Origin of the sequence: Sphingobium sp. MP9-4 (assembly GCF_005281675.1) — a bacterium.
GTDB lineage: Bacteria > Pseudomonadota > Alphaproteobacteria > Sphingomonadales > Sphingomonadaceae > Sphingobium > Sphingobium yanoikuyae.
The window spans coordinates 1-16,125 of record NZ_LUFI01000081.1; the positions used below are offsets into that span (position 1 = coordinate 1).

Genomic DNA, 16,125 nt, shown 5'->3' on the forward strand with positions numbered 1-16,125 from the left:
CACCCAGCGCGCCGGCCGTGCCGCGCGCCAGCGCCCCGGCGTCGCCTATCGCCTGTGGGAAGCCGCCGCGACGGCGGGCATGCCGCCCTTCGACCCGCCCGAAATATTGGAAAGCGACCTGTCCAGCCTGCTGCTCGACTGCGCGCTCTGGGGCGTGAGCGACCCGGCCAGCCTGCGCTGGCTCGACGCGCCGCCCGCCGCCGCCGTGGCCGAGGCCGCCAAGCGACTGACCGCCCTGGAGGCGCTCGACGCCGACGGCCGCATCACGGCCCATGGCAAGGCGCTGGCCACCCTGCCGCTGGCGCCGCGTATCGCCCATATGCTGGTGCGTGCCGGCGAGCGCGGCCTCGCCCGCACCGCCGCCGAGATCGCAGTATTGCTGGGCGAACGCGGCCTTGGCGGGCAGGATACCGACCTCACTTTGCGGCTCCAGCGCTGGCGCCGCGAAGGCGGCAAGCGGGCCGAGGCCGGACGGGGATTGGCGAAGCGCTGGGCCAGGCTGGTCGATGCCCGCCCGCCCGCAGAGGGTGGACTGCACGATGTCGGCCTCTGCCTCGCCCTTGCCTTTCCCGATCGCGTCGCCAAGCGCCGCTCCGCCGATGGCGCGGACTGGGCCAGCGTGGGCGGGCGCGGCTTCCGGCTCGATCCACTCTCGCCATTGGCCAGCGAAGCCTGGCTGGCGGTGGGCGAAGTGCAGGGCAGCGCCGCCGGCGCGCGCATCCTGTCGGCCGCCCCGATCGGCGAGGCGGAGGTGATCGCTCTGTTCGGCGAGCGCATCGCCGAGCATCGCACGGTGAAGTTCCGCCCCGCCAATGGCGGGATCGAGGCACTGCGGGAGCGCCGGCTGGGCGCGGTGCGCCTGTCCTCCGGCTCCGATGACCGGCCCGATCCCGATGCCGTGGTCGCCGCGCTGGTCGATGGCGTGCGGCAGGGCGGCCTTGCCCTCCTCCCCTGGTCGGAGGCGGCGCAATCGCTGCGGATGCGGGCGGACTTTGCCGGGATCGAGGCGCTGTCCGACGCGGCGCTGATCAACACGCTGGACGAGTGGCTGCCGCCGCTGCTGGCGGGCAAACGCCGCCTGTCCGACATCGACCGCTCGCAGCTGTCGGGCGTGCTCGAAACGCTGATCGGCTGGGACGGCAAGCAGCAGCTCGACCAGCTCGCCCCGCCCGATTTCCGCTCGCCCGCCGGCTCCACCCATGCGATCGACTATGCGGCCGAAGGTGGCCCGCGCGTGGAATTGCGGGTGCAGGCGCTGTTCGGCCTGTCGCAGCATCCGACCGTCGGCAACCAGCGCATCCCGCTGGTCCTTTCGCTCACATCGCCCGCCGGCCGGCCGATCCAGACGACGCGCGACCTGCCCGGCTTCTGGGCCGGCAACTGGCGCGACGTGGCCAAGGAAATGCGTGGTCGCTATCCCCGCCACCCCTGGCCCGACGATCCGGCGAGCGCCAATGCCACATTGCGCACCAAAAATGCGGATGCGCGCCGCAACTCTTGACTTCACGGCGACCGCTGGTGCAACGCACAATGACGATTTTACGGAGTTTCATCGCGATGACCGCGCGCATTTACCAGATCCAGAAGAACGCCCTCCAGTCCGGCAAGGCGCTGACTCACAAGTGGGTGCTGGAATATGCGCCCGCCGAAGCGAAGAAGGCCGATCCGCTGACCGGCTGGGCCGGCTCGGGCGACACCAAGCAGCAGCTGAAGCTCAGCTTCTCCTCGCAGGACGCCGCCGTCGCCTATGCCGAGCGCGAGAAGATCGCCTACACCGTCATCGCGACCCCGCCCAAGACGCTGAAAATTCAGGCCTACGCCGACAATTTCCGCTGATCCTCCCGCCCCTTCGGGGCTGGAATAGCAGAGCGCGGCGCGACACGGCGCGCCGCGAACAAGGCATTTTGCCCCAGATGCTGCCCGATTGACGCCTTATTCGCTTGCCAAAGAGCAAGCCAAGGCGGCAAAAGCCGTGCTTTCATGGAAAGATTGAAGAGATAATGACCGATCGCAGCGAGATTTTCGACAGCGTCGCAGCGCAGATCGCCCCCTTCAACAAGAAGGGCGTCGAGCTGACCGAAGCCACCACCTTTGCCGGCGACCTGGAATGGGACAGCCTGACCGTGATGGATTTCGTCGCCGCCATCGAGGACGAGTTCGACATCATCATCACCATGAACATGCAGGCCGAGATCGAGACCGTGGGCCAGCTGGTCGACGCGGTCGCCAAGCTCAAGGCCGCCTGACACTTTAACTACCGTTCGGGCTGAGCGAAGTCGAAGCCCATTGCCGAGCGGAGCCGAGGCTCCATGCTTCGCCTTCGCTCAGCAGCGTCCTTCGACTTCGCTCAGGACGAACGGGTTTGGGATCATTGATATTATGACCGACGCCGCCATCGCCACCGAAACCCGCGATCTCTTCTCCAAGTTCGATCCGCTGATCAACGAGCGCGAGGCGCTGCTGGCGACGGGCGTGCGCGATCCCTATGCGATCGTCATGGACCAGGTGCTCTCGCCCACGCGCGCGATCATCAAGGGCAAGGAAACCATCCTGCTCGGCACCTATAATTATATGGGCATGACCTTCGACCCGGATGTAGTCGAAGCCGGCAAGAAGGCGCTGGACGAGTTCGGCGCCGGCACCACCGGCAGCCGCGTCCTCAACGGCACCTATCAGGGCCACAAGGAAGTCGAGGACGCGCTCAAGGAATTTTACGGCACGAGCGGAGCCATGGTCTTTTCGACCGGCTATCAGGCGAACTTGGGCATCATTTCCACCCTGGCGGGCAAGGGCGACTATGTCGTGCTCGACGCCGACAGCCATGCCTCCATCTATGATGGCTGCGCCATGGGCAACGCGGAGATCGTCCGCTTCCGCCACAACAGCGTCGAGGATCTGGACAAGCGCCTGGGCCGCCTGCCCGCCGACGCGCTGAAGCTGGTCGTGCTGGAAGGCGTCTATTCGATGCTGGGCGACGTCGCGCCGCTGCCCGAGATGGTCGCCGCCATCCGCAAGCACCCCAATTGCATGATCCTGTGCGACGAAGCCCATGGCATGGGCTTCTTCGGCCCCAACGGCCGTGGCGCCTATGAGGAACAGGGCGTCGAGGGCGAGATCGACTTCGTGGTCGGCACCTTCTCCAAGTCGGTCGGCACGGTCGGTGGCTTCTGCGTCTCGAACCATCCCAAGTTCGAGATCCTGCGCCTCGTCTGCCGTCCCTATGTCTTCACCGCATCGCTGCCGCCCAGCGTCGTCGCCACCGCCGCGACCAGCATCCGCAAGCTGATGCACGCCGGCGAGAAGCGCGCGCATCTGTGGAAGAACAGCCAGCGCCTGCACCAGGGCCTGTCCGACCTCGGCTTCAAGCTGGGCAGCGCCACACCGCAGTCGGCGATCATCGCCGTCATCCTGACCGACCAGATGCAGGCGGTGGCGATGTGGCAGACGCTGCTGGAGCTGGGCCTCTACGTCAACATGGCGCGCCCGCCGGCAACCCCGGCCGGCACCTTCCTGCTGCGCTGCTCGCTCTGCGCCGAACATAGCGACGAGCAGGTCGAACAGATCATCGCCATGTTCGAAACCGCCGGCAAGGCCACCGGCGCGATCAACTGATCGCGCTTTTCGACACTCCGACGATCGACCGGGTATTTCCTGCGATAGAATCTGCTACAGCAGCGGAACCATCTAACCTGCATATTCGCGCGGTTAACATAGTTCGGTTAGTGTAACGGTATATGGCGGAACGCGAAGTGATCGATGAACAGGACCGGGGCTGGCGCGCCGCGGCGCGGCGCTACATGCCCCTGGTCCTTGGCATATTGCTGATCGGATCGCTCGGCGCCCTGCTCTACAGCGCCAGCAGCGCCTCGCGCGATCATCAGCGCGCCCTTGCCGAACAGCAGCGCAGTTGGGAAATCATGGCGCTTGCCCGCGCCTTCGAGGCCAAGACCGCCCGCGCCGAAGTGACGCTGGCCCGCTATGTCATCAGCCTAGACCCCGACACCGGCCGGCTGTTCCAGGACCAGTGGCGCACCGCCGCCAGCCAGCTCAAGTCGCTGACCTATGCCACCCGCAAGTCCGACTGGCAGCGCGGCAATGTCCGCGCGCTCCAGGCCGCCTTCGAACAGCGCGGCAAGACGCTGAGCGAAATCGGCCTGCGCACCACCTATGACCAGAAGATGGGCGCGCTCGCGCAATTCCATCAGGCCGGGCGATCACAGGATATCAAGCGACTGACGGCGCTGATCGACCTGGTGATCCAGGCCGAAAATGCGCGGCTGCGCGAACGCAGCCTGGCCGTCAGCCTGGCGGGCGACCGCACCGAACTGGTCGGCAAGACGTCGCGCATGGTCGGCCTCGCCCTGCTGGTCTGCGTGCTGTTCGCGCTGTGGCTGGTCAACGCGGCCTATACCGAACGGCGCAACGCGCGCCGCATGGCGGAGATGGAGGCGGAACGCGCCGACCGGCTGGAAGAGGCCGTTTCCGCCCGCACCAGCGAATTGTCGGACGCCTATGAGCAGTTGAAGCGCGAATCCGCCGAACGCGCCGCCGCAGAGGATAATCTGCGCCAGATGCAGAAGATGGACGCGGTCGGCCAGTTGACCGGCGGCATCGCCCATGACTTCAACAATATGCTGGCGGTCGTCGTCGGCGGGCTGGAACTGGCCAAGCGCAAGCTGCGGCTGAAACCGGCCGAGGCCGGCCATCATCTCGACAATGCGATGGAGGGCGCCAACCGCGCCGCCGCGCTGACCCGCCGCCTGCTTGCCTTTGCCCGGTCCGAACCACTGCTGCCCAATGCGGTCGATCCCGACAGCCTGCTGCGCGGCATGGCCGACCTGGTCGACCGCACGATCGGCGACCAGATCATCGTCAGCTTCGCCCACAAGGCGAGCGGCTGGCGCATCTTCGTCGACCAGCATCAGATGGAAAATGCCCTCCTCAACCTGTGCGTCAACGCCCGCGACGCGATGGAGGGTCGCGGCAAGCTCACCATCTCGACCGGCCAGGCCCAGCTTGCCGCCAACCAGATCGGCGAATGCCCGGCCGGCGACTATGTCACCGTCTGCGTCACCGACAATGGCTGCGGCATGACGGCCGAGGTCGCCGCCCGCGTGTTCGAGCCCTTCTTCACCACCAAGCCGGTCGGCAAGGGCACCGGCCTTGGCCTCAGCCAGATTTTTGGCTTCGTGCGCCAGAGCCAGGGCGAAATCCGCATCGAGTCCGAACTGGGCACCGGCACCAGCGTCCATATCTACCTGCCGCGCCGCATCCTGACCGAGCAGGAGGCCGCGGCAGAGGCCCCGGCGAGCGAGCAGCTGCACACGCTCCATCCCCCTACCCGCATCCTGGTGGTAGAGGATGATCCGCGCGTGCTCAACCAGACGATGGCGGCGCTGGCCGAACTCGGTCACCTGCCGATCGCCTGCGACCATCCCAGCAAGGCGGCCAAGCTGCTCAGCAACAATGCCGATATTGGCCTCATCATGAGCGACGTGCTGATGCCCGACATGACCGGGCCGGAAATGATCCGCACCCTGCCCGCCCATATGCGCCATCTGCCGGTGCTGTTCGTCACCGGCTTCACCGGCGATGCGACCGACAGCGACGATTTCCGGGGGCATGAAGTGCTGCGCAAGCCCTACACGCTCAATGCCCTGGGCCTTGCGCTGTCGAACGCGCTCAGCGGATCGAACCACCCAGGAACAGCCGCGGCAGCAGAGTGACCGCGCCCAGCAGCGGCCAGCGCCGCTGCCAGGGCTTGATCTCGATTGCGGTGCCGGCATGGCGGTTGATCTTCCACGCCAGATAATCGATCCCGCCGGCATAGGTGAAGCTCGCCTTGGCGAGGCGCATCACCGACAGATATTTGCCGCGTCGCTGCAGCCCGCGCCACAGCTTGTCCGCATGGTCGGGCGACGGCGGCAGCCCCTCGGCCAGCGCCGCCGCGCCGAAACGGCGATAGCGCTCAGGATCGGCATCGACGATCGAGAGCGAACGCCCCGTCTTCTCCGCCCGCAATTCGGCATTATAGGTGAGGGTGAAGCCGGTCTTCCACAGCTGGATCGGGTCATCCCCATGCCCGTCCGCCATCGGCCGGGCCAGCGACAACAGGGTCGGCGCGGCCTGCGCCACCGCCGCCAGCGCGCGCTGGCGCGCCAGATCATCCGCCGACCATAGCAGCCGCGACGGTTGGGCAAAGCGCGCCCAGACCGAGACATTGTCGGCCTTCATGCTGTTCAGCCGGGCAAAGTCGGCCTCCGACAGCACGGCATATTTGGCGATCAGGCCGCCATGTTCGAACGGAAAGACATTGGGCGGGATCGCCCGGTTGGCGCGCGCCAGCCAGCCCTTGCCATAGGCCGCCTCATAATCGGAGACGATCAGGTAGAAATCGAGCATCAGCCCGTCGAGATTGGCCTCGCGCAGGCAGGAGCCGTAGAAGAGCACCGCCCGTGCCGCGCCGGGATATTTCGCCGCCAGCGCCCCGGCCATGGCGGCCGCGCGCGGATCGGCCGGCGCGGACAGTTCAGCAGCGACAAGCGAGAACAGGCTGTTGGTCATCGCCAAGCGCTTTAGAGCCAGATCCCGCCGGGTGGAAGCATCTTGCGCGGATCATGCGCGCACGACCATCAGCGCCCTATCCCCGACGATAGACCAGCATCAGATTATTGGCCGGCATCGCCACCCGCCGGGTGCGTTCCAACCCGACATCGGCCGCCGCACGGTCGACATCGGTCAAGGTCCGCAGGCCCCATTGCGGGTTGCGATCCTTCAGCGACAGGTCGAACGCCAGATTGGAGGAGGCGGTCGGCACATCATCCTCGACATAGGGGCCATAGAGGATCAGCGGCGCGCCCGGCGCCAGCAATTGCGCGCCACGCGCCAGCAGCCCCAGCGTAGCGCCCCAGGGGCTGATATGCACCATGTTCATGGTTAACCACTACGCCACGGTCACTCTGAGTGGAGCAGCACTTTTGGGTGAGAAGCGGACCGGCGGCTTCCACCCTGTTTCAAGCCAATACCTGACAGAGAAATCTACGAAGGGCGGCTTGGGCTATTGGGGGGGATGCCCGGCGTCGCCAAAGCCCCCAGCACAGCCAACCTAAATTAAACAAGCAGAGCAGCCCTCCGCCCAAATTCATCCAATCGCGCTTAACCCCCTGCAACGGGCTAAAATGGAGCCCCGCCCAAAGCAAGGCAGCAAAAGCCAAGCCGTTGAACCACAAAAATAGAGAGTTACGCAGGTCTTCGCTCATCGGATGGCCAATTCTTTCGCTCGACGGCATATGTGTCTGCTTCTGGGGAGCGCTGCAAGCAGCATAAACGGCAAGAAATGGTCGGTTTTCAGATATCTTGGTCGTGATGGTAGATCAGCATCAGATTGTTAGCTGGCATTTCAACCCGCCGGACCCGTTTGAATCCAAACTCAACAGCGACCTTATCTATGTCAGACACGTTACGAATGGCCCACTTCGGGTTACGCTCCATCAATGAGCGATCAAAGGCCAAATTCGACGGCGCAATTTCGACACCATCTTCCAGATACGGGCCATAAAGGATCAGCGGTGCCGCAGATGGCAGCAGCCTCTCGCATCCCCTGAATAGTCCTACTGTTGCTGCCCATTCGCTTATATGGATCATGTTGATACATAAACAGGCAACATAACCTACTGATTTTTCTTCCCCACAACTGTTAGACTGCATGTTGATGCACAGGAGCGCGTCGGCCGCATCGATCGGCCAGTCGGCGCCCGCCGCGTCGATCAGCAGCGGCGTGCGCAGATTGGGCAGATTGGCGTCGCCGCGCAGCGCCGCGATCGAAGCCAGCGCGGCGGGATCGGGATCACTGGGCTGCCAATCGAGCGCGGGGAACGTGACAGCGAAGTGGACTATATGTTCGCCGCTGCCGCTCGCCACTTCCAGCACCAGTCCGGCATCGGGCAGTTCGTTCCGCAGGACAGCCGCAATCGCATCGCGGTTGCGCAGCGTCGCGGGGGCATGGCGGCGCGGATCGGGGCCGTCGCCCTGCGGCGTCCAGGGTGCGGGGGCATCCTGTGTCATGGACAAATCCTTGTCTGTGGCCGACCGATGCAAAAAGGGCGGTGGAGATCCTCCACCGCCCTTTGCTTCCGGCTTATTCGGCGGCGACCGCCAGGTCCGGCTCGGACCAGGTCAGCACCGGCTTGCGCGCGGCCAGCGTCTCGTCGAGGCGACGGCGCGGGGCGTGATAGGGCGCGCCCTTCAGCGCCTCGTCACCCGCCTTGGCCCGTTCGGCGAGGCTCCGCAGCGCCATGATGAACTGATCGAGCGCCGCCTTGCTTTCCGTCTCGGTCGGTTCGACCAGCATCGCGCCATGGACGACCAGCGGGAAATACATGGTCATCGGGTGGAAGCCTTCGTCGATCAGGCCCTTGGCGATATCCAGCGTCGTGAAGCCTTCGGCCAGCCCCTTGTCGCTGAACAGTGCCTCATGCATGCACGGGCCAGCCGCACCGAAGGGCGCGTCGAGCACGTCATCTAGGCTGCGCAGGATGTAATTGGCGTTCAGCACCGCATCGCTCGCGACCTGGCGCAGGCCGTCGGCGCCGTGGCTGAGGATATAGGTCAGCGCGCGGGTGAACATGCCCATCTGGCCATGGAAGGCGACCATCCGGCCAAAGGTCTGGGCGTGGTGATCCTCCGCCGTTTCCTCTTCGACCAGCACGAACTTGTCGGCCTGCTTTTCCACGAAGGGGAGCGGCGCGAAGGGCGTGAGCGCTTCCGACAGCACCACCGGACCCGAACCCGGACCACCGCCGCCATGGGGCGTCGAGAAGGTCTTGTGCAGGTTGATGTGCATCGCGTCGACGCCCAGGTCGCCGGGGCGGACCCGGCCGACAATGGCGTTGAAGTTCGCGCCGTCGCAATAGACGAAGGCCCCGGCGGCATGGACCGCGTCGGAGATGGTCTTCATGTCGCGCTCGAACAGGCCGCAGGTGTTGGGGTTGGTGATCATCACCGCCGCAACGTCCGGTCCCAGACGGGCCTTCAAGGCTTCCAGGTCAACGCGGCCATCCGGGGTCGCCGGGATATCCTCGACCTTGTAGCCGCAGAAGGCGGCCGTCGCCGGGTTGGTGCCATGGGCGCTTTCGGGCACCAGGATGACGCTGCGCGCGTCGCCACGGGCTTCGAGCGCGGCGCGGATCGCCAGCAGGCCGCACAGTTCGCCATGGGCGCCCGCCTTGGGCGACATGGCGACCGAGTGCATGCCGGCCAGCGTCACCAGCCAGGCGGCCAGTTCATGGATGACCGCCAGCGCGCCCTGCACCGTCGACTGCGGCTGCAGCGGGTGGATGTCGGCGAAACCGGGCATCCGCGCGACCTTTTCGTTGAGGCGCGGGTTGTGCTTCATGGTGCAGCTGCCAAGCGGGAACAGGCCAAGGTCGATGGCGTAGTTCTGGCGCGACAGGCGGGTGTAATGGCGCACCGTTTCCTGTTCCGACAGGCCGGGCAGCCCGATGCTGTCGGTGCGGGCGAGCGAGCCGAGGCGGCTGGCCACCTTGGGCGCATCGGCGAAATCCACGCCGGTCGTGTCGGTCGAGCCGATCTCGAAGATCAGCTTTTCCTCCAGCATCAGGGCGCGATTGCCGGTGGCGGTTTCCGGGGCCATATGCTCCTGCGCGACGGCCTGCGGGGTGGTCGGGCGACCTTCCTTCAACATGGTCATGCCAGTTCCTCCTCAAGCGCTGCGGCAAGCGTTTCGATATCCTCCGGCGTGACGGTTTCCGTCACGGCGACGACCAGGCCGTTGCCGATCTCCGGCGCGTCCGGGAACAGGCGGCCGAGCGAGACGCCGGCCAGCACGCCCTTGTCGGCGAGGTTGCGGACGACGTCGCGCGCGTCCTTGGTCAGGACCAGCGTGAATTCGTTGAAGAAGCCGTCGTTGAGCAGCGTCACGCCCGGCACCTTGGCGAGGCGATCGGCAGCCTGCACGGCCAGGCCGTGGTTCAGGGTCGCCAGTTCACGCAGGCCCTTCTCGCCCAGCAGGGTCATGTGGATGCTGAACGCCAGCGCGCACAGGCCCGAGTTGGTGCAGATGTTCGACGTCGCCTTTTCGCGGCGGATATGCTGCTCGCGAGTGGAAAGCGTCAGCACGAAGCCGCGCTTGCCGGCCGCGTCGACCGTCTCGCCGCACAGGCGGCCCGGCATCTGGCGGACATATTTCTGCTTGCAGCCGAACAGGCCGAGATAGGGACCGCCAAATTGCAGGCCGACGCCGATCGACTGGCCTTCGCCCACGACGATGTCCGCGCCCATATGGCCCGGTGCCTTGATCGCGCCCAGAGCGACGGGTTCCGTCACGACCGCGACCAGCAGCGCGCCAGCGGCGTGCGCCGCTTCGGCCAGCGGGGTCAGGTCGGCGATGCGGCCGAGAATGTCGGGATATTGCACGACGACGCAGGACGTGTCCTTGTCGATCGATGCGATCAGCGCGTCGATATCGGTCGCGGCGTCCAGCGTCGGCGCCTGATGCACCAGCGCGTCGCCGGTGAACTTCGCCATGGTGTTGGCGACCGAGACATAATGGGGGTGCAGGCCGGACGACAGCAAAGCCTTGCCGCGCTTGGTGATGCGGCGGGCCATGCCGATCGCTTCCCAGCAGGCGGTCGAGCCGTCATACATGGAGGCGTTGGCGACATCGACGCCCAGCAGGCGGGCAACCTGGGTCTGGAACTCGAACAGCACCTGCAACGTGCCCTGCGCGATTTCCGGCTGATAGGGCGTGTAGGCGGTCAGGAACTCGCCGCGCTGGATCAGATGATCGACGCTGGCGGGGACATGATGCTTGTAGGCGCCGGCGCCCAGGAAGAAGGGCGCTTCCCCTGCCGACAGATTCTTGCGAGCGAGGGCGCCCATGTGGCGCTCGACCGCCAGTTCGCTGGCATGATCGGGCAGGCCGGCGATGGTGCCGCTCAGGCGGGCTTCGGCGGGCACGTCGATGAACAGGTCGTCGATCGTCTCGGCGCCGATGACGGACAGCATCTCCTGCCGGTCGGTGTCGGTAAGGGGTAGGTAGCGCATGTATTTCTCCACTCCCCTCCCTTTTAGGGAGGGGCCGGGGGTGGGTGCGATTGCGCAGCAATCGCCGGCAACGCCTGAGGCCAGGTTGCAAGGCTCGCTTCGCTCGCCACCCACCCCAACCCCTCCCTTGAAAGGGAGGGGCGATTATCGGATCAGAGGCTCGCCACGAACTTCTTGTAAGCGGCTTCGTTCATCAGGCCTTCCAGCTCGCTGGCGTCGGCGATGCGCAGCTTGAAGAACCAGCCATCTTCCTCGGCATCGCTGTTGACCAGCGCCGGCTCGTCTTCCAGCGCGCCATTGGCTTCGACGACTTCGCCCGAGATCGGGGCATAGACGTCGGACGCGGCCTTGACCGATTCCACGACGGCGGCGTCGTCGCCCTTTTCGAAGGTCGTGCCTTCGGCGGGCAGTTCGACGAACACGATGTCGCCCAGCTGTTCCTGCGCATAATCGGTGATGCCGACGGTGGCGATGTCGCCTGCAACGTCGATCCATTCATGTTCGTCGGTGAAATAGCGGCTCATGCTTGCTCTCCTCGAAAAGCGGTAATTCAGGCCTTGCGGCGATAACGATGCGGAACGAACGGCATCGGCGCAACCGCCGCTGCAATCCGCTTGCCGCGCACTTCGATCTCCAGCGCGGTGTCGAGCGCGGAATAAGGCAGGCTGACCCAGCCCATGGCGATCGGCGCGCCCACGCTCGGCGCGAAGCCGCCCGAGGTGACTTCGCCCACCAGCACATCGCCGACATAGATTTGCGCGCCTTCGCGGGCCGGCAGGCGGCCTTCGATCTTCAGGCCGACGCGCTTGGAACCGGGGCCTTCGGCCAGTTCCTTCATCACGCGGGCATGGCCGATGAAGCCACCTTCCTCGCGGCGGCGCTTCTGGATGGCAAAGCCCAGGTCCGCACCGATGGTGCTGACGGCGGGCGACAGGTCATGGCCATAGAGCGGCAGGCCGGCTTCCAGACGCAGCGAGTCACGCGCGCCAAGGCCGATCGGCTTGACCTGCGGCAGTGCGCACAGCGCATCGGCCAGCAGCGCGACGGAATCGCCCGGCACGCTGATTTCAAAGCCATCCTCGCCGGTATAGCCAGACCGGCTGATCCACAGCGGCACGCCGCGCCAGGTGAAGGGACCGGACTGCATGAAGATGAGGTCGGCGGTTTCCGGGATGAGCGCGGCCATTGCCTCGCCCGCTTCGGGGCCCTGCAGCGCCAGCAGCGCCTGGTCGGCCATATGGTTCATGGTGACGTCGTCGGGCAGATGCTCGATCATCCAGCCGATATCGTCATATTTGGTCGCGCCATTGACGACCATGTAGATCGCCGCGCCTTCGAATGCACCGTCGCCGGGACGCGAGACCATCAGGTCGTCGAGGATGCCGCCTTCCGCGTCCAGCAGCATCGAATAGCGCTGGCGGAAGGGCTTCAGCCCCTTGATGTCGCTGGGCAGGAGGGTTTCGAGCGCGGCATCGACGCTGGCGCCGCCGGTCTCGTCGGAAAAGGTGAGCTGACCCATATGGCTGACGTCGAACAGGCCGGCATGTTCGCGGGTCCAGCTATGTTCCGCCATGATGCCTTCATACTGGATCGGCATATGATAGCCGGCGAAGCCGACCATGCGCGCGCCCTTGGCACGGTGCCAGGCGTCCAGCGGCAGGGCTTCGAGGGGCAGTTCCGCTTCGAGGGCGGCGACGTCGTCAGTGGCGGTCATGGCAAGACCTTTCCGTAGGAGGGATGCGGCGACAGGCCAGCGCAGCCGACGAATCGGCGCTTCCGGCATGCCACCCCCTCTGTCACGGAACCTGAGAGCTTTGACCAGCGGCTTGGGGCCGGCTGGCTTACCCCTTCGGTGGGACGGCACGGGGCCATCCGCTTTCCAGAGTATCTACGCGCGATGCGGTCCTTTGGCCTGAGAGATTCCGGGGCGGTTGCTCCTTCGGCGACGGGCTCAAGCCTGAAAGGCGCCCATGCTCTCCCGCATCGTGCCCGCTGCCGAATCCTCGGCACCGGAGACGCCCCACGCATTTGCCCAAAGCGCGGGCGGCGTCAATCGGGCAAATGTCGCAGGGTGCAGCTTAGAGCCGGATCAGCCTTCTTCGCGGGCCAGCCGCTGCGCCATGGCGAGGGCCGCCGCCCGGCATTCGGATAGCCTCACATCGGAAGCGTCGTCCGAGAGGGTCAGGTCGGCAAAGCCCGCCTCTCCCTCGAACATCTCCAGGAAGCGGGTGACGCCGGCATAGTTGGAGTCCGCCACGGCGCGCTGGATGAGGTCGATCCGATCCGCCCAGGGCCGCGCGCCCTGCGCCCGCAGCAGGCGGGAAAGATCGTCAAGCTGGGCGGCAAAGGCCGCGATCTGGGGATGCAGTGTCATGGGCAGAGAGATAAAGCCCGCGCGACGACCGGACCAGCCGGCGGAACGCCAACGCAGCGTTTCCGTTGGCGGAGTTGGGTGGGTTGGAGACTGTCTGCTTTTAGTGAAGTGAGTGGGAATATCTGACGCTGGCGGAGAAGGTCTCTTGGCAACACTTGCCCATTTGCGGACATCTAACGATCAGCTACGATGGCTGGATGGGAACCATACATTGCCCCGGCGGTCATGCCTTCTCCGATGGTGAAATACCGAGTCCTTACCAGTGGCAGCTTATATCGGAAGCTCGTTTCGAGGAGGCCTTCGACGAAGTGGAAGCGCTTGATTGGACATCAGAGTTTGCCGGAGATAAAGCGGATTGGGCCTTGCGCAGTCGAGGGCATGCCACATACCGCTGCCCTCAGTGCGATCGGATTCTTATTTTTGAGCAGGGGATAGACAAACCTGCGACAAGCTATCGCCGCGAATGACTGCTTCCCGAACGATTTGATCCCTAAGTCTTCGACTTGCCATATGGATGGGCGGCCGGTTTTAGTGACGCCGACGATCTAACGGGATGGCCAGAAATGGTCGTCAGCGGCCAGAGCCCTGATCGCCCGTGCCCTTTCCTACTCGGCCTTTCTCTGATCTATTCTGCGCGATGGAACAGTCCCCTGCCCTTTCCGCCTTATCTCCCGCAAAGCCCCACTGGCGTCGCTTCGCTGTCGCCTGGCTGTCGCCTCATTGTCGCGTCGGTGTCGCGCGGGAGAGGCGTCATAGGCGCGTCGACATGATCCAGGCGGCGCGTCGCAGGCGCGTGGGCCGTGCAAACACGCCAGAATGCGCGTGCAACGACGCTGTGAACTTTCAACTGTCGCGTCGGAGGCGGCCGCTCGCGCTTAGACCAGTGCGCCACAAATTTCGGCATGCCGCTTTTCGGCATAGCGATCGGTCATGCCGGCGATGAAGTCGGCGATGTGGCGGCTGCGGGTCGGTTCCTCCAGCGCGCACTCGTCGCGCCATTCTGGCGGCATCAGCGCGGGATCGGCCAGATAGGCGCGGAACAGGTCCATCACGATCACCCGCGCCCGGTCGGCGGCAGCCAGCTGGTCGGGATGATGATAGAGGGTCGCATACATGAAGCGCTTCAGTTCCCGCTCCTGCGCCGCCAGTTCGGGCGAGAAGGCGACCAGCGTGCGGCCCAGCGCGCGGACATCGGCGACCGTCTCCACCCCGGCGGCCGCGATATTGGCACGGGTGGTGGTGAGCAGATCATTAGCCATCACGCCAATCTGTTCGCGCACCAGTTCGCGCAGCAGGCGATCCTGCGGCACATCGGGATAGCGGGTAGTCACCCGATCCCAGCAATGGCGCACCAGCGGCACCGTCAAAAGCTGCTCCAGGCTCAGCAGCCCGGCGCGCAGCCCATCGTCAATGTCGTGATTGTCATAGGCGATATCGTCCGACAGCGCCGCCAGCTGCGCCTCCAGCGAGGCATGGCTGGCAAGGTCGAGCGGGAACAGCGCGTCCAGTTCGCGCATCGCCCAGCCGGGCCTGGTCACCGGCCCATTATGCTTGGCCAGCCCCTCCAGCATTTCCCAGCTGAGGTTGAGGCCGCGAAAGCGCGGATAGGGCGAATCCAGCAGCATCAGCGTGCGCAGCGTATGCGCATTATGATCGAAGCCGCCATGATCCTCCAGCGCCGCCTCCAGCGCATCCTCGCCGGCATGGCCGAAGGGCGGATGGCCGATATCATGGGCCAGGCACAGCGCCTCGGTCAGATCCTCGTTGAGGGCAAGCGTGCGGGCGATGGCGCGGCCGATCTGCGCCACCTCCAGACTGTGGGTCATGCGCACGCGATAATGATCGCCGTCGGGCGACACGAACACCTGCGTCTTGTGCCGCAGCCGGCGGAAGGAGATCGAATGGATGATGCGGTCGCGGTCGCGCTGAAACACGTCGCGCGGGCCGCGCATCTCGCCGCCCGGTTCGGCATGGAGCCGCCCCCGGCTCTGGTCGGGCTGAGAGGCGTAGGATGCGAGCATCGTCATGCGAACCCCTTATTTGCTGCCCAGCTTTTCGACCACCTCGCCCGCGTCGCTCTGCCAGGCGAAGGCGTCGGCGCCAGCCTTTTTGAGGTCCGCCTCGACCGCCCTGGCGCGGGTGAAGCTGGCAAAGGGACCGATCAGCAGGCGCGAGGTCTGGCCCCAGCTTGCGCTCCAGCCATCCTGCGGCGCGACCGCGTCATATTTGCCCTGCAAGCGCTTGAAGGTGAAGGCCAGCGCGCTCTTCTGCCCGGTGCCGATCTGCACCCAGTTGCGCGCGGGGTTGGCGGCCAGTCGCTTCTTTTCCTCGGCTTCCTTCTTCGCCTTGGCATCGGCTTCCGCCTTGGCCTTGGCGGCGGCCGCCTTCTTCGCCTTGTCCGCCTCCGCCTGGCGCGCAGCGGCGCGGCGGGCAGCCTGCAGCTTCTCGACCTCGGCTAAGTCGACCGCGACCACGTTCGAGCGGCGTTCGCTGTCGGGCACGTCGATGGCGTGGATGATGTCGGCCAGACTGCGCGTCGCCTCCGGCGCCGGCTGCGGCGCAGCGCTGTCGGCCGGCGGCGTAAATTGGGTGGCGACCGGCGCCGATGGCGTCTCTGCAGGCGGCGTGCCCTGCGGCGCGGGCGGGGTCACGCTCGACGCCTGGGCAAGCGCGCTCGAATTGAGCTG

At 65.7% G+C, this 16,125-nt stretch carries 14 protein-coding genes, 1 pseudogene and 1 riboswitch; of the genes and pseudogenes, 5 read left to right on the forward strand and 10 right to left on the reverse strand.

From position 1 onward, the window contains the following. The 5 genes from A0U87_RS22715 to A0U87_RS22735 form a co-directional block, all read left to right on the forward strand. Nucleotides 1-1,501: ATP-dependent helicase C-terminal domain-containing protein (locus A0U87_RS22715; protein ID WP_276609747.1), on the forward strand; the 1,501-nt coding region annotated here is incomplete at its 5' end. 56 nt (nucleotides 1,502-1,557) lie between these two features. Continuing rightward, nucleotides 1,558-1,836 (forward strand): ETC complex I subunit, encoded by a 279-nt coding sequence (locus tag A0U87_RS22720; RefSeq protein ID WP_004207936.1) that lies wholly within the window; start codon nucleotides 1,558-1,560, stop codon nucleotides 1,834-1,836. 164 nt (nucleotides 1,837-2,000) lie between these two features. Next, the gene (locus tag A0U87_RS22725) at nucleotides 2,001-2,246 is read left to right on the forward strand and encodes an acyl carrier protein (RefSeq protein WP_010336300.1); all 246 of its coding nucleotides are present in this window, start codon (nucleotides 2,001-2,003) and stop codon (nucleotides 2,244-2,246) included. A 133-nt stretch (nucleotides 2,247-2,379) separates the two neighbouring features. Next, nucleotides 2,380-3,612 (forward strand): aminotransferase class I/II-fold pyridoxal phosphate-dependent enzyme, encoded by a 1,233-nt coding sequence (locus A0U87_RS22730; RefSeq protein ID WP_048937464.1) that lies wholly within the window; start codon nucleotides 2,380-2,382, stop codon nucleotides 3,610-3,612. Between the two features lie 122 nt (nucleotides 3,613-3,734). Further along, a complete protein-coding gene (locus tag A0U87_RS22735; protein ID WP_107917638.1) occupies nucleotides 3,735-5,726 on the forward strand; it encodes an ATP-binding protein in 1,992 nt (663 codons plus the stop codon). Here A0U87_RS22735 and A0U87_RS22740 read toward each other — a convergent pair. From A0U87_RS22740 to A0U87_RS22785, 10 genes and pseudogenes are all read right to left on the reverse strand, one after another. Then, nucleotides 5,683-6,564, reverse strand: a complete 882-nt coding sequence (locus A0U87_RS22740; RefSeq protein WP_048937563.1) for a hypothetical protein — start codon at nucleotides 6,562-6,564, stop codon at nucleotides 5,683-5,685. The genes A0U87_RS22735 and A0U87_RS22740 overlap by 44 nt on opposite strands. 76 nt (nucleotides 6,565-6,640) lie before the next feature. Continuing rightward, nucleotides 6,641-6,940: pseudogene (locus A0U87_RS22745) on the reverse strand (DUF938 domain-containing protein); the annotation flags it as partial. 407 nt (nucleotides 6,941-7,347) lie between these two features. Next, nucleotides 7,348-8,064 carry a DUF938 domain-containing protein gene (locus A0U87_RS22750; protein ID WP_122927888.1) on the reverse strand — a complete coding sequence of 239 codons (717 nt, stop codon included), beginning with the start codon at nucleotides 8,062-8,064 and terminating at the stop codon, nucleotides 7,348-7,350. A gap of 73 nt (nucleotides 8,065-8,137) precedes the next feature. Further along, nucleotides 8,138-9,709 (reverse strand): aminomethyl-transferring glycine dehydrogenase subunit GcvPB, encoded by a 1,572-nt coding sequence (gene gcvPB, locus A0U87_RS22755; RefSeq protein WP_137406038.1) that lies wholly within the window; start codon nucleotides 9,707-9,709, stop codon nucleotides 8,138-8,140. Beyond that, complete coding sequence (gene gcvPA / locus A0U87_RS22760; RefSeq protein ID WP_026109309.1) at nucleotides 9,706-11,064, reverse strand: aminomethyl-transferring glycine dehydrogenase subunit GcvPA; 1,359 nt, start codon at nucleotides 11,062-11,064, stop codon at nucleotides 9,706-9,708. The genes gcvPB and gcvPA overlap by 4 nt, the downstream gene beginning before the upstream one ends. Nucleotides 11,065-11,216: 152 nt before the next feature. Next, complete coding sequence (gene gcvH, locus A0U87_RS22765; protein ID WP_004207946.1) at nucleotides 11,217-11,588, reverse strand: glycine cleavage system protein GcvH; 372 nt, start codon at nucleotides 11,586-11,588, stop codon at nucleotides 11,217-11,219. A gap of 26 nt (nucleotides 11,589-11,614) precedes the next feature. Further along, nucleotides 11,615-12,778 carry a glycine cleavage system aminomethyltransferase GcvT gene (gene gcvT, locus A0U87_RS22770; RefSeq protein ID WP_037512378.1) on the reverse strand — a complete coding sequence of 388 codons (1,164 nt, stop codon included), beginning with the start codon at nucleotides 12,776-12,778 and terminating at the stop codon, nucleotides 11,615-11,617. A gap of 176 nt (nucleotides 12,779-12,954) precedes the next feature. Further along, nucleotides 12,955-13,055, reverse strand: a riboswitch (glycine riboswitch). A gap of 98 nt (nucleotides 13,056-13,153) precedes the next feature. After that, on the reverse strand, nucleotides 13,154-13,438 hold the full coding sequence (locus tag A0U87_RS22775) for a hypothetical protein (RefSeq protein WP_080993573.1): 285 nt from the start codon (nucleotides 13,436-13,438) through the stop codon (nucleotides 13,154-13,156). A gap of 875 nt (nucleotides 13,439-14,313) precedes the next feature. Next, the gene (locus A0U87_RS22780; RefSeq protein WP_048939669.1) at nucleotides 14,314-15,465 is read right to left on the reverse strand and encodes a deoxyguanosinetriphosphate triphosphohydrolase; all 1,152 of its coding nucleotides are present in this window, start codon (nucleotides 15,463-15,465) and stop codon (nucleotides 14,314-14,316) included. 9 nt (nucleotides 15,466-15,474) lie between these two features. After that, a partial coding sequence (locus A0U87_RS22785) for an SPOR domain-containing protein (protein ID WP_346763667.1) occupies nucleotides 15,475-16,125 on the reverse strand: 651 nt, incomplete at its 5' end.

Coding starts and splice junctions, on each gene's coding strand:
- A0U87_RS22720 (WP_004207936.1), top strand. CDS start 1,558: ATGACCGCGCGCATTTACCAGATCCAGAAGAACGCCCTCCAGTCCGGC.
- A0U87_RS22725 (WP_010336300.1), top strand. CDS start 2,001: ATGACCGATCGCAGCGAGATTTTCGACAGCGTCGCAGCGCAGATCGCC.
- A0U87_RS22730 (WP_048937464.1), top strand. CDS start 2,380: ATGACCGACGCCGCCATCGCCACCGAAACCCGCGATCTCTTCTCCAAG.
- A0U87_RS22735 (WP_107917638.1), top strand. CDS start 3,735: ATGGCGGAACGCGAAGTGATCGATGAACAGGACCGGGGCTGGCGCGCC.
- A0U87_RS22740 (WP_048937563.1), bottom strand. CDS start 6,564: ATGACCAACAGCCTGTTCTCGCTTGTCGCTGCTGAACTGTCCGCGCCG.
- A0U87_RS22750 (WP_122927888.1), bottom strand. CDS start 8,064: ATGACACAGGATGCCCCCGCACCCTGGACGCCGCAGGGCGACGGCCCC.
- gcvPB (WP_137406038.1), bottom strand. CDS start 9,709: ATGACCATGTTGAAGGAAGGTCGCCCGACCACCCCGCAGGCCGTCGCG.
- gcvPA (WP_026109309.1), bottom strand. CDS start 11,064: ATGCGCTACCTACCCCTTACCGACACCGACCGGCAGGAGATGCTGTCC.
- gcvH (WP_004207946.1), bottom strand. CDS start 11,588: ATGAGCCGCTATTTCACCGACGAACATGAATGGATCGACGTTGCAGGC.
- gcvT (WP_037512378.1), bottom strand. CDS start 12,778: ATGACCGCCACTGACGACGTCGCCGCCCTCGAAGCGGAACTGCCCCTC.
- A0U87_RS22775 (WP_080993573.1), bottom strand. CDS start 13,438: ATGACACTGCATCCCCAGATCGCGGCCTTTGCCGCCCAGCTTGACGAT.
- A0U87_RS22780 (WP_048939669.1), bottom strand. CDS start 15,465: ATGACGATGCTCGCATCCTACGCCTCTCAGCCCGACCAGAGCCGGGGG.